This window comes from Sphingobacterium sp. WM, assembly GCF_029542465.1.
Taxonomy (GTDB): domain Bacteria; phylum Bacteroidota; class Bacteroidia; order Sphingobacteriales; family Sphingobacteriaceae; genus Sphingobacterium; species Sphingobacterium cellulitidis.
This window is the reverse complement of the sequence record NZ_CP120709.1, coordinates 4224019-4238283: the sequence shown is the minus strand read 5'-3', so window position 1 is coordinate 4238283 and position 14265 is coordinate 4224019. Positions and strand designations below refer to the sequence as shown.

Annotated in this window: 8 protein-coding genes; 3 read left to right on the top strand and 5 right to left on the bottom strand. The window is 37.8% G+C overall.

What is annotated here, in order from left to right; genetic code table 11:
* The first annotated feature begins 277 nt into the window (after window positions 1-277).
* Together PZ892_RS17925 and PZ892_RS17920 are read left to right on the top strand one after the other, a co-directional pair.
* On the top strand, window positions 278-3577 hold the full coding sequence (locus PZ892_RS17925; RefSeq protein WP_277711788.1) for a TonB-dependent receptor: 3300 nt from the start codon (window positions 278-280) through the stop codon (window positions 3575-3577).
* A gap of 8 nt (window positions 3578-3585) precedes the next feature.
* Window positions 3586-5178, top strand: coding sequence for a RagB/SusD family nutrient uptake outer membrane protein (locus tag PZ892_RS17920; protein WP_277711787.1), 1593 nt, complete (start codon window positions 3586-3588; stop codon window positions 5176-5178).
* Window positions 5179-5291: 113 nt separating this feature from the next.
* Here the strand turns inward: PZ892_RS17920 and PZ892_RS17915 are convergent, their stop codons facing one another.
* From PZ892_RS17915 to PZ892_RS17900, 4 genes are all read right to left on the bottom strand, one after another.
* On the bottom strand, window positions 5292-6869 hold the full coding sequence (locus PZ892_RS17915; protein ID WP_277711786.1) for a RagB/SusD family nutrient uptake outer membrane protein: 1578 nt from the start codon (window positions 6867-6869) through the stop codon (window positions 5292-5294).
* A gap of 18 nt (window positions 6870-6887) precedes the next feature.
* Window positions 6888-9986 (bottom strand): TonB-dependent receptor, encoded by a 3099-nt coding sequence (locus PZ892_RS17910; RefSeq protein ID WP_277711785.1) that lies wholly within the window; start codon window positions 9984-9986, stop codon window positions 6888-6890.
* Between the two features lie 23 nt (window positions 9987-10009).
* Window positions 10010-11065, bottom strand: a complete 1056-nt coding sequence (locus tag PZ892_RS17905; RefSeq protein ID WP_277711784.1) for a FecR family protein — start codon at window positions 11063-11065, stop codon at window positions 10010-10012.
* Window positions 11066-11146: 81 nt separating this feature from the next.
* Entirely contained in the window at window positions 11147-11770 is a 624-nt protein-coding gene (locus PZ892_RS17900; RefSeq protein WP_277711783.1) for a sigma-70 family RNA polymerase sigma factor, read from the bottom strand.
* 340 nt (window positions 11771-12110) lie between these two features.
* Between PZ892_RS17900 and PZ892_RS17895 the strand changes: the two genes are divergently transcribed.
* Window positions 12111-13049 carry a glycoside hydrolase family 43 protein gene (locus PZ892_RS17895; RefSeq protein ID WP_277711781.1) on the top strand — a complete coding sequence of 313 codons (939 nt, stop codon included), beginning with the start codon at window positions 12111-12113 and terminating at the stop codon, window positions 13047-13049.
* A 10-nt stretch (window positions 13050-13059) separates the two neighbouring features.
* On the opposite strand, the gene PZ892_RS17890 is transcribed toward PZ892_RS17895, so the two are convergent.
* Window positions 13060-14241, bottom strand: a complete 1182-nt coding sequence (locus PZ892_RS17890; protein WP_277711780.1) for an MFS transporter — start codon at window positions 14239-14241, stop codon at window positions 13060-13062.
* Between the last annotated feature and the right edge of the window lie 24 nt (window positions 14242-14265).

The following is a 14265-nucleotide window of genomic DNA, read 5'->3' as shown; positions in this document are numbered from 1 at the left end:
ATTGAATAATTTTTAATTTTTATTGAAATAGAAAGGAATGTTGTTTGCTAAAACTTATTGAATCGCAATTTATCTCATTTTACAATCTAAAAATTGTAATCAATATCATTATTTGTATAAATTGCTGTTTAGCAATAGAAAAAATGAGCTAAAAGGTCTTGAAATTTAAAGATATGATAACAATAACTCAATATTAATTACAAAATCATGCTAAAAAGTCAGAAATTTTAATATGTTTGCACTCGAATAAGAAAATTCAACCTAACACTTTATTTCAATGACAAACAAAACTGCTTTAATCAAGTACTTGATTTTAGCTGCCACCTTGGGAAATGCTGGAAATTCATATGCCAGTAACCTTAATAAGGCTTCCTTTTGGCAGCAGTCTAAACTCGAAGGTACTATCAGTGATGCAAATGGACCTATAGCTGGGGCATCAATCACTGTAAAGGGGAAAGGTATTTCTTCATTTTCTGATGATAAAGGTCATTTCAGCCTTTCAGATGTTAAACCAGGATCTACTTTAGTGATCAGTTATATCGGCTACCGAACGCAAGAGGTCGTGGTTAACAATGAGACAACCTTGAATATCACATTGGAGTCGACAGTATCTGATTTAGATGAAGTAGTAGTTGTTGCCTATGGTACCACCAAGAAGTCAACTTTTACCGGATCAGCATCGGTTGTAAAATCAGATCAGATAGAAAAGATTTCAGGTACAGGCTTTGCCGAAGCTTTGCAAGGGGCAAGTGCAGGGGTAAATGTAACAAATAATGAAGGTAACCCAGGTGGTGATTCTCGCATACAGATCCGTGGTATTTCATCTATGTCTGGTGCTTCCAATCCGCTATATGTTGTGGATGGTATGCCTTATGATGGACAATTGAACTCTATTGGCCAAAATGATATCGAGTCTATTACGGTATTGAAAGATGCAGCAGCATCTTCACTGTATGGTTCTAGGGCTGCAAATGGGGTAATTGTGATTACCACGAAAAGAGGAAAATCAAATAAACCTCAGATTAACTTTCGTTCTAACTGGGGGACTTCAGATAATGCAGTGGTTAACCCGACCAAAGCAAATCCATATGAACAATTACTGAATACCTGGGAAGGAATGTACAATGACCAATTCTACAAATATGGCTTGAGCGAACAAGCTGCTGGAGACTGGGCATCTGCAAACCTTTTAGGGAAACTTCTGAAAGCGGTGAAAACAACGGATGGTAAAAACTCCTATGTTTCGCCATTCCAACATATCAATGAAGACTATGTCCTTCATGATGGTAAAGGAAATTCCTATGTAAACCCTGATCTGAAAATGATCTGGAATGAAAGCGATTATGACTTTTATGGTGCTGTATTTTCTAGAAAACTAAGACAAGATTATACGGTAGATTTAAGTGGTACAGCCAATGAAGGTAAAACCAATTACTTCTTGTCTGCAGGTTATTTGGATGATAATGGTTATGCGAGTCGTCAATATTTTAAACGTCATAACTTTAGAGCCAATGTAAGTTCTCAAATTACAGATTGGTTACAGATTGGTGGAAATGTATCCTATTCTGGGTCCAGACAAAATCTTTCCGGAGCATCCCGTGCATTGGTATTTACCAATACCCTCCAATCTCCTTGGTTAAGAAATGTAGATAATACAGATTGGGTTTATTCGCAGAAGACTGGAGAAAGAATGTTTGATTATGGTACTTATACCAACAACTTCTTTGGAATCCAGGTATTGAACAACGGTGGTGATTATTGGGATAATCCTAATGATGAATCCTTCAACAACAATATGCGTAGCATGATTTCATCAAGATTTTATGCTGATTTCACTCTACCATATAACTTAAAGTTCAAAACTTCATTAGGTCTAGATAACAATATCTATAAGTTCTTTGGTTATGGTTCTGCAATTCATGATGCGTCTCAACAGGCACCTTACGGGATCACTGTAATCACCAATGGTGGTAATGCGACAAGAAACAATGGAGATACCAAATCCATGACCTTCAATAATATCTTGACATGGGAGCAAAGCTTCGGATTACATAATTTTTCTGCATTAGCAGGACAGGAAGCTTATTCTAAGGATTACTATTTTGATTCTGCTTATGGTGAGGGAATCATGCAGATGGGGCAATTTGAATTAGGTTCTACCACAAGAAACTGGAGCAATAACTCTTACAGAGACCGCATCGCTTTATTATCCTATTTAGGAAAGATCGACTATAACTTCAATAACAAATACTTTGTTTCAGGATCTATCCGTAGAGATGGTTCTTCTCGTTTTAGCCCTGAAAACCGTTGGGGTAACTTCTTCTCAGGTGGTGTTTCCTGGAGAATTAGTCAAGAGGAATTCTTAAAAGATAAAACCTGGATCAATAATCTAGCTTTACGTGCTAGCTTTGGTACAACAGGAAACGATAAGTTGACAAGAAGAAATGCTGCAGGGATCCCTGGAGGAGAAATCTTATATGCTTATCAAGGTGTTTATTCATCCGATGACCTATATACAGTTGCTGGTTTAAGACCTTCGGCAGTTCCAACTCCAGATTTGATCTGGGAGAAAAATCAACAATATAATGTTGGATTGGACTTCGGATTATTCAACCGTATCAATGGTACTTTAGAATACTACCACCGTGATGCAATCGACTTGTTGTTCTACAAAGACTTCCCATTGTCAGCACAGGTAGGTGCAGCAATTGGTCAGAATACTAACCTTGGTAACCTCACAAATAGAGGTATTGAATTTAGCTTATCAGCAGATGTAATCCGTAAAGAGAACTTCAACTGGAAAGCGGATTTCAATATTTCCACCCTGAAAAATGAAATCACCTATTTGCCGACTGGTGCTTTCACTTATGAAAATAGAACCGCTGGATACAAAGTGGAAGAAGGTAAATCCCTTTTTGAATTTTATATGGTGAAGAATGCTGGTGTTAATGCCGAAACAGGAAACATGCAGTATTACATCAAAGGAGATAATAATAACTGGGATATTACAGAGGACTATAGCTTGGTTACAACAGATGATTATCAGTATGTAGGTTCTGCATTACCGAAAGTATTTGGCGCATTAACCAACAGCTTCGGTTATAAAGGACTTGATCTTTCCTTCATGTTTTATTATTCATTAGGTGGTCACATGTATGACTATGGCTATATCGAGCGTACTGCACTTCGTGGTGGAGTAGGTGTCATTCAAGACTTGGTTGAGGATAGATGGAGAAAACCTGGAGACAATGCTCTATTGCCAAAATGGTCAAATGATGATTATTCAAGCACCAGAAAAGCATCTGATTTCTACGTTTTCAAAAATGATTATTTGAGATTAAGAAACGTGACTTTAGGTTATAACCTTCCAAAATCAGTGTTGGATAGATTGACTTTATCGAATGTTAGAATCTTTGTTTCTGGAGATAACTTATTGACATTCGGATCTGCCAAAAACAGATATTCAGATCCTGAAACTGGATTATCAGGAAATAATTATAATGGAAGTGCGGATACTGACAATGGTATTCAAGGTTCTAGAAGAGTTTATACAGGTGGTTTACAAGTCTCATTTTAATTCGCGTCATGAAAAAGGTACTTAAGAAAATTCAAATTTTAGCACTTGCCGTTGCACTAGGATTAAATAGCGGTTGTAGTGACTTTTTAGATACAAGCTCTTCAGTGGATACTTCCGATGGAGATGTTCTTTCCAATACTGCAGGTCTACAGAAAGTGTTGACTTCAGCATATAAACAATTATATTTCAATTCCCAAGGAGCAGACCGCGTATATGCTGGTCTCCCAGGCTTACAAATGTATGTGGACCTTGGTGGTTCAGATGTACTTTGCCATACCAATATGGGAGGTAATCAATTGACGGCTTACCGTTATGAGCCTTTGAAAACACAGGCAAATGGTCTTTCGGATGCAATCTGGTCCATGATGTATAAAATCATTAACCAGACCAATATCATCATTGATAATATTGAATCCGCTCAAGGCGAACAAGCAACAAAGGATGCTATTTTGGGACAAGCAAAAGCCATTCGTGGAATTTGTTATTTCCATTTGATCCAAAATTACCAACAGACTTACGCTATTGCTAAACAAAAGCCGGGTGTGATATTGAGATTAACGTCCAAGGATGAACAAAACCTTCCACGTGCAACCGTACAAGCTACTTATGATCAGATCGTAAAAGACCTGACGGATGCAAAATCACTTTTAGGTTCATATACGCGTGAAGGAAAGTGGTTTATTAATCAGGATGTCGTAACAGGGCATTTAGCACGTGTTTATCTAGTGATGAATGATTGGTCAAAAGCCTTGGCTGAATCTACAGAGCTTTATGGTAAGTATCCGACGCTGATGAGCAAGGAACAATACCGTGCTGGATTTGATGATGTGATCAGCAAGAATTACCCTGAAGTTGTTTGGGCAGTAAAATTTACAGATCAAAACAACTTAGGTGGTGGTACGCAATTTAACTTCTGGTACAACCAAGATGCTAGCTATGGAGAAGGATTTACAGACGGACCGATTTATTCATTCTTAGATTTCTTTGCTGATGGAAAGTACGAGCAATTATTTGAGAAAACAGAAGACAGATATCAATTCTGGAAAAGAACAAATAATGCAAGTGCAGAATGGTCTACAAAATGGGCGTATGATAAGTATAAGCACTATGGTGATGGAAATGGGGCTAAGCAAAGTAATACTCGTCCGGAGATCTCATTAATGCGCAGTGCTGAAATGTTATTGATTATGGCAGAGGCATCTGCTCAATTGAATAATGGCCAAGGATTGACGCATCTTAACAAATTACAAAAAGCTAGAGGTGTAAAAAACCTAACTTCAGTAGCATCAGGAACGAATCTTTTGGAAGCAATTTATGTTGAGCGTAGAAAGGAATTGTTATGTGAAGGGGTTACTGGACTATACGATTTGTTAAGATTGCAGAAACCATTGGTTCGTTATCAAGAGACTGCTTCTTATAAAGAAGGTCATTATACTTGGGGAGTATCTTATTTGAATGGTTATGTCGCAAATTCGGTAAACCCTACAGGAACTTTCCCTTCAAATGATTACAGATTATTGTGTCAAATCCCACAATTGGAAATTGTGAATAACGAGGCATTAACTGAATCTGATCAAAACCCATATAGTGGCACTAAATAAGCTTTAAGCAGTGTTATCATAAATTTTGCAAAACCCCGTCATTCGAGAATGACGGGGTTTAATTTTAAAAGATTATATGAAAACTTACTAAAGAGTAATCCTTAATTCAAAAATTACCAACCTTCGTTTTGCGCAATTCCAGAATTGCTGACATCCTGTGGAGGAATTGGCCATACATGATGAACCGCTGGGTTGAAATTTCGAGGTGCCCAAACCGTAATAACAGTATAAGGAGAATTAGGGTCTGTTTTTACAGTGTGTTGTCTCCCTGTTGCTGGTTTAGCATATGCCGCTTGCGCATCTCCCCAACGAACTAAATCACTATGTCTATCGGTATATTCACCTGCAAATTCCGAACGACGTTCTCTCTTTAATTGAGTTAAGGTTGCGCCGCTAAGGTTACTTAAGCCGGCCCGGTTTCTAACTTTATTGATCTCAGCATCCCCATTTTTACCATCCATAATCAATGCCTCAGCTTTCATTAATAATATATCAGCATATCGAACCAATGGAATATTCAGGTTAGAAGTTGGATAATCCCCATTTGGATTTAAATGTTGATCCTTCGGGAATCGAAATGGCTGCATATATTTATTGAATTGAAAACCAGTCTGTGAGTTGGAGGAGAAATACTTACGTTCTTGACCAAATAAAGTAAAGGTATCCCCAAATTCAAGAATGGTAGCATTCCTTCTAGGATCTCCTGTTTCAAAAGAATTGTATAATTCTAATGATGGATGAAAATATCCCCATCCGTTATAGAGGCCATAACCCGTATTTTCAAACATAACTGCAGGTAAGATGGACCCATAGACTTTATTGGAAACGACTGAGAAAATATACTCTGATGAGTAATTGTTTTCAACATAAAAAACGCTCGCAAAATCTACAGCAGGATTATCCGTATCGATAAGTTTACGTCCAGAACCTGAATTGGTTACCATGTCGCAATATTTTACTACCTGAGCCCATTTTGACTTATCATATCTAGCCCATTGTACATTGGTTTTTGCTAAGTATGCATAAGCAGCATCTTTATTAGCGCGACCCAGATTACTGGCATCATAAGTCGTTAATAATGGAAGCATATCTGCTGCTTTTAACAAGTCAGATTCGATTTGCTTGAAGTTCTCTTGGACATTCGCAGGACGAGTGAATTTATTCTCATTCATATTCTGCTCAGTTACTATAGGTACCCCGGCTCTTTGATCTCCATAATATTGTGAAAGATAAAAGGAAGCATATCCACGCATGAAATAAGCTTCGCCAATTACTTGGTTTTTGGTTTTATCGCTGATGTTCATGGACGGAACTTTAACGATAATATTATTTGCACGTTGGATAATCTGATAGAACTTTTTGTACATGCTGTTGATACGGCTTTCATTGCCTGTCGCTGTAAAGTTTCTAACAGCAGCTGATCCAGCATCAGTTCTTCCGGTTACCACATCATCGGATGCATTTACAAACCAAAATAATCCCCGGCCAAACATATTATCATCATTAAAATGTTCGTATAAACCATTGGAAGCAAAGATAGCATCCGACTCGGTTTTCCAGAAGTTGGCATCAGTTGTTGTTCCCTGCGGAGTAAGATCAGTGAAGCTCTTGCTGCAAGAGGCCATGCCCGCCGCAAGACCTAAGGCCATTGCCGGCATGAATATATATTTCTTTTTAAATTGTAATTTCATTGTTCTGCTTCTTGAAAATTAAAAGTTGATGTTCAAACCTAAGGTGTATGTCTTTGCGAGCGGATAGTTCGCTACATCCAAACCAATTCTTCCTACCTCAGGATCGATTCCTGAATACTTGGTAAAGGTGAATGGATTTTCTGCAGAGACATATAGTCTAGAATTTAGTTTGCCAAAAAATTCAGGAAGATTATAACCTAAAGTGATGTTTTTGATACGGAAGAAATCACCATCTTCTAAGTACCAATCCGAAATCGTCCCGAAGTTACTGTTCGGATCCTGGATAGATAATACTGGAATGCTACTGTCGGTATTTTGCGGAGTCCATGCATCCAATACACGACTGTCTAAGTTGTACCCTTGTAAGCCTGCATTATAAGCCGTGAATTTGTATCCGTTGAAGATTTTAGAACCCGAAACACCATAGGTTAATACGCTTAAGTCAAAACGTTTGTAACCTAAGTTTAAGGTAAATCCATAGGTTGTTTTCGGAACGGCACTACCCATATATTCACGATCCTCCTCGTTGATTTTTCCATCATTATTCTTATCTACAAATTTTAAATCCCCAGGTCTAGCATTTTTCTGGATTTTCTCACCATTGAAGGTATAGGCATCTATTTCTGCCTGACTTTGGAAAATTCCTGCGTTGCGAATTAAATTGTAAGAATATAAAGGTTGACCTGCTGTAGAACGATATGGTAATAAGATCCCACGAACATGGTCTCCATGTTGAACAAAGTCATTGTAATAACCATTTAGGTTAAGAACTTCATTTTGGTTGATGCCAATATTTCCTCTTAAACCCAGTTCAATTTCTCCGAATTTCTTGTTATAACTTGCTGAAACCTCAAAACCCTTATTCATTACATCACCCACATTCGAAGGAGCTACTGAAGATACTCCAATATGTGGATCCGGCTGATTGCTTAAGATCATACCGATTGTTTTCTTTCTGTAATAGTCGGCTGTAATGGTTAATTGATTGGCAATCGTCATATCCAAACCAACGTCAAATGACTCTGAACGCTCCCAGATTAAGTTCGGGTTAGGTTGTTCCGTCAGTGCGAAATGACGTACCAGTTCCCCTTTACTTCCCAATGGAGTAACCATGCCTGTGTTCAATGGCAAGTTGAAAGCATAGGCACCTACGGATTGAATATTTCCGATCTGTCCCCATGAACCTCTAAGCTTTAGATCGTTGAACAGGCTACTATTGAAAAATGGTTCATTGGAAATACGCCATGCTGCTGAAACGGATGGGAAAATATCAGAACGGTTTTTTGATGCCAAGCGTGAGGTTCTGTCCTGACGAATACTCGCGGATAGAAAATAACGATTAGCATAATTATAGTTCGCACGGGCAATGGCTGAAGTCAATGCATCCTCATAGACGCCACTTGTTGGCAGCTTTGGAATAGATGCAGCATTACCAATATATTGGAACCAATCATCTTCTCTTTCGAAGCCCATTCCTTGTATATAATAACTTTCATATCTTGTTTTCTGAGCCGAATAAACCGCTACTAAATCCAAATTATGATCTCCAAATTGTTTGGTATAGTTCAATTGTTGATCCCATATCCAACGGTTTTCTCTAGAATCCTCATGGGTCAGGTAATTGTTTCCATTCGCACGACCGATTTCTGGAATTTTAGGGTCAAAACGCTTGTATGAATAGCGATTTAAGTTAATCCCGAAGTTTGTTTTGAAAGATAAACCATCAACGATATCAACTTTTATAAAAGCATTTCCGTTTAGATTCAACTGTGGGTTTTTAACGGTTGGACGTAACAGTAACGCTACTGGGTTATAAGTGTCACCATATGTTCCTGAGAAGCCTGCTAAATCAAATGGAACCGTTCCATGGAATAGATGGTTTTCATCGTATACCGGTGCAGCAGGGTTCATGTAAATAGCATTGATAATAGATCCGCTATAGGAACTTTCAGTGTTTGTCCCCTGCGTAGAGAGATGACTAGCATAGAAATTTTGTCCAACAGAAACTCGGTCAAAGAAATTGAACTCAGATTTTAAGCGGTAACTGAAACGTTTGTAACCTGTGTTTAATAGAAGACCTTCCTTATCATGGTAGCCAAAAGAAGAAGAGTAAGTTGCTTTCTCTGTACCACCTGATAATTGAACATTGGAGTTTAGGATATTTCCGGTTTGAAAGATTTCATCCATCCAGTTTGTTCTAGTTACTTGTCCCCAAGGGTTTTGGCTTGCATCATGACCAGGACGAGGATTTACACCATCATTTTTTGCTGCGGTATTGTATGCCGTCGAGTATTGTTCTGCATTTAATGCCGATGGGAGATTGCTGGCAGTTTGCCATCCACGATATACATCTGCTTGGACTTTTGGAGTTCCAGCTTTTCCGCTTTTTGTCGTAATCACGATAACTCCGGACGCTGCTTGAGCACCATAAATTGAAGCTGCAGCAGCATCTTTCAAAATGTTCACACTCTCGATGTCATTTGGATTGATAGGACCACCGTAATAAGGCAAACCATCCACTACATAAAGTGGAGCTTCTGCATTTAATGTTCCCATACCCCGGATCATCACCGAAGGCATTTTCGATGGGTCACCACCCGAAGACATTACTGTTACCCCGGCAACATTTCCTTGAAGCATGTCTGAAACATTACTTAATGGACGGTCCACTTGTTCCTTGACATCTGGAAGCGTAGAAACGGCTGTCGTCAAATCGCCTTTCTTTTGTTGGCCATAACCAATGACAACTACCTCTTCTAGATCCGCCAATTGCTCGGTCATACGGATAAGCATAGAACTGCTTTCCGAATCATTTAGTGGTTTAGTGTTGGTCTCATAATTATTAAATCCTATCATACTGACTTTCAGTCTGTAATTTTTTGCGCCTTCAATGCCAGAAAGAACAAACATACCTTTGCTGTCGGTAGAGGCAGCAGCAATAATTTGCCCCGTTTGATCCACCAACTGTACTGTAGCTCCTGAAAGTACTTTGCCGCTTTGGTCAACAATAGTACCTTTAAGTTGCCCATTGGTCTGTGCCCAGACATTTGCGGCCAAAAAAACTGCTGCCCCACTTAATAAGAGCCTCAGATTTTTCATCATTGTTTTCTTCTTCATGTAGTTAATACTGATTAGATTATTTAATTCTGTGTATTATCGTTTTTGTTTATATAAATCGTTCCTCCATTGTCATGGAAAGAGAGTTCATTCATCTGGCAAATAATATTCAATATCATTTCCAAGGAATTGCTCTCTGAAAATTCCCCAGTAAAGGTTTTCCCCGTTAATAGTTCTTTGTCAAATTCAATTTTTATGTTTTTCTCCTTGGCGATGATTTCAAATACTTGGTTCAAGTCTTGATTGTCAAACTTTAATAATGGCTTTTCCGAAGACGTTTCTATAGCCGGATTGATCGTCTTTAATGGTTTCTTGATATTGACCTGAGGTTTTGGAATAAATTCGTATTTCTCGCCTTCAATTTTCAACTTGTCTCCCGGATTGAGGATCTGAGGCTTCATGCCATTGGCTGTTTCATGTACTTGGTTAACTCGAACTTTGCCCGACAAAAGATCAACAGAAACCCGGTCTGACTCGAATGATTCTACAATGAAAATTGTACCCAAAGCCGTAGTGCTATAACCATGTGCAAAGACAATAAATGGCCTAAGGCTATCATGAGCGACTTCAAATTTTGCCTTACCCACTACATCTATTTTCCGGTCTTTCTTGCCATAATCTACAGCATAGCGAATACTACTTTTAGGAAATAGGGTAATCTTGGAATGATCAGGAAGGATGGCTATTTGGTTGACGGTTTTCTCATTTATTAAAAGAGTGCTGTCGTTTTTGGTCAATTGGTCTTCAAGTAGCTTATGATTACTGTTATTTTGGAAATAAATATAATAAGCAAACGCAGCCACAAGTAATATGGAAGCAGCTACTAGCCATTTTTTAAATAATGGAATGATGGTTTCATGGTTATGCTGAATACCAGTTTTTTGATGGATTTTTTGAAGAATTAACTTATAATCCTCATCAGAATGATTATTGTTCTTTTTATCAAAAGCGGATTTAAGAGAATTATACAATTCCAGATCTTGTTTTTCAAGGTCAGTCAATAATTGCTTTTGTTCCTCTAAATCAAGAGCCCCTTTCCAAAAGAGTTCAATTCTATGTTCTAAATTTTTGTCCATCATATCTAAATACAATGAATTGGAAAAAAGGGGATGCCTTTTCGAGTTAATTAATTGTTAAGTTAACATTAAAATAATGTAGAGTTATCCTTGAAGGAGGAGGAGAAGTAAAAGAGCTTTTCCAATGTGTTCAGGATGATGGGAAATAATATACTTTCGGATAGTTTGATTGGACTGTTTTAAGTAATCATTTACTGAACTAAGGCTAATCCCCAATCGATTTGCAACGTCTTCTTTGGAACAACCTTCATATCTGTGCAGCTTAAAAACTTCCTTTTTTCGAGGCGGTAATTCATTTACTGCTTCTTCTAAAATTTCTAATTGAATTTCGAACTGTTCTTCTATTTCAATGGACGCTGTATTGTCGGCGATTAATTCTTTATCCAATTCTTCCAAATAAGTAATGGATTCCTTCAACTTTTGTTTTAGGATATTCATGGACTTGTTGTAGCTCACTACAAATAACCAACCCCCGACTGATTTTTCAGTGTTTATCTTATAACGGTTTTGCCATAATGCAATAAAAACATCCTGTAATATCTCCGCGGACTGATCGGGGTTCTTTACGAATTTTAAGATGTTGGCATGTACAGGTCGGTGGTAATGCTGATATAATTGATTGAACGCCGTAACGTCACCCAAAGACATTGCTTGGATGCAGGATAACTCATCAAAATTTTTATTAATCCCGTCTCGATACTGATTCATAATTTCAATTACATTAAAATCGCCTCAAATGTAACCAACAGGATATCTAGAAAGACTTTCCGTCTATTATTAAATTATTAATTTTTTACTTTGTTGGTTTATTCTATTTGATTATTGGGGATTTCTAAAGCCGCCATTTTCTGTTTTTGTACTGAAATTGTCAAGGTTCTGGATTAATAGTATTGGCGCTAAAAAATCATTTATTTTAATACAATATACTAAGAGTTTATCAAAGGTCAAATAAAGCTTAAAAAATCCTTTTTAAATGTATACATATTTAACTAACACGTTTATTTTTAGGGGCATATTAATTATATTTGATTCAATCAACAAATAAACCATGTTAAAACCTTTAATTTCCTTATGTGTCTTGCTTTGCCTTGCCTTAGGTTTGAGTGCACAGCAATCGGACTCCGCCTATGTATTTTCTTATTTCAAAGGAAATGGCGAGGATGGCTTGCATCTAGCCTTCAGTGAAGACGGATTGAAATGGGCTTCATTAAAGAATGATCAGTCTTTCTTGACGCCTGAATTAAGCCCTGATAAGTTAATGCGGGATCCTTGTATTATTAAAGGTGGCGATGGATTGTATCATATGGTTTGGACAGTTAGTTGGACCCAGAAAGGAATTGGACATGCCAGCTCCAAGGATTTAATCAATTGGTCTGAACAACAATATATTCCAGTCATGGAACATGAAGAAAACACTCGAAATACCTGGGCTCCGGAAATTACCTATGATCCGGAAACAAAACAATATATGATTTATTGGGCTTCGACGATAACAGGTGAGTTCCCTGAAACACAAGTGGAAGCCGATGAAGGGTATAACCACCGAATGTATTATACTTTGACCAAAGACTTTAAGTCCTTTTCAGAGACTATGCTACTCTATGATCCTGGATTTAATAGTATCGATGCAACCATTCAAAGAAATGGAAAAAACTGGATGATGTTCATCAAGGATGAAACTCGAGAACCTCAAGCAGAGAAAAATTTGAAACTAGCCTTTGCAGATCATCTTGAAGGACCCTACTCGGATGCAAGTGAAAAGATAACTGGAGATTTTTGGGCTGAAGGACCTACTGTTGCCAAAATAAATGGGGAATGGTATGTTTACTTTGATCGTTATATGGATAACCATTTTGGATTGATCAAATCCAAGGATCTTAAAAACTGGGAAGATATTACCGATCAGTTGGAATTACCCAAGGATTTGAGACATGGAACCATCCTAAAAATTTCTCGAAAAGAATTGAATAAGCTTAAGGCGCTTTAGCCTTAAGCTTTTATTGTTCCCTAAATATTTTAAGACGGCTTGTCATAATGAACATTAAAAATCCAAATAAGGAGAATAATGCAAATGAGTATCTTAAGTTGAATATTTCAGCTATATAACCAATCAGTGGTGGACCCATTAGAAATCCTAAATATGATATACTGGACACCATTGCCAAAGCGACTCCCGCAGGAATGCTTTTATGTTTTCCAGTAACGCTATATACGGTAGGCACATTACAAGCCACCCCAAGACCAACCAACATAAACGCCACAGTACAAACCCATAGGTTCGGGAAAATCACAGAAGATAACATCCCCAAGAACATTAGGATCCCACTGATTTGTAGCGTTCTTTGTCTCCCAATTCTACTGATAATGGCATCTCCAATAAAACGGCCGGTTGCCATCATGATCATAAAGGAAGCATAACCCAGGATTACCAGGCTTTCGGGTGCTTTGACAACATCACTGAAATATACTCCGCTCCAATCAAACATGGCTCCTTCTGTTGCCATGCTAAAGAAACCGATTATCCCTAGTTGTATAATCAATGAATCTGGCTTAAACTTCGACTTTACCTTCTCCTTCTTTTCTGTGCCAACCTCTGGAACTAGAAATTGTTTGTTAATAAGGATATTTACTGTCATTAGAATAATCACTCCTACAAAATGACCGAAGGTATTGATCTGAAAATTTAAAGTTAATAGTCCGATCAAAGCTCCTGTAAACCCAGCCAAGGACCAAGCTCCATGAAAGGAAGACATGATTGATCGACCATAAAGTTCTTCAGCTAAAACACCCTGTGTATTGACGGAGATATTACAAATATTACCGGTGACACCAAATAAGAACAATGCAGCACCCAAAAACCAAGCATTTCCTGAAAATGCAATAAACAATAATACTAATGAATACAGGAAGGCCGCCCAAGGTAGAATTTTATGACTACCATACTTATTGACCAAGGCTGCTGAGATAGGCATAGTTAACAATTGCCCAATTGGAAGCATTAATAAAATCGTTCCTAATTGTGCCTCTGATAGGCCTAATGCTGCTTTTATGGTCGGAATACGACTTGCCCAACTGGCAAATCCTAAACCTTGACCGAAATAGAATAACGCAACAGCAATTCGAATTCTACTTTTCATGGATTGAGAGACGTTTGCACTCGCCTCGCCTAATGATGTCATCGTCGATAATTTTGTAACAAAAAT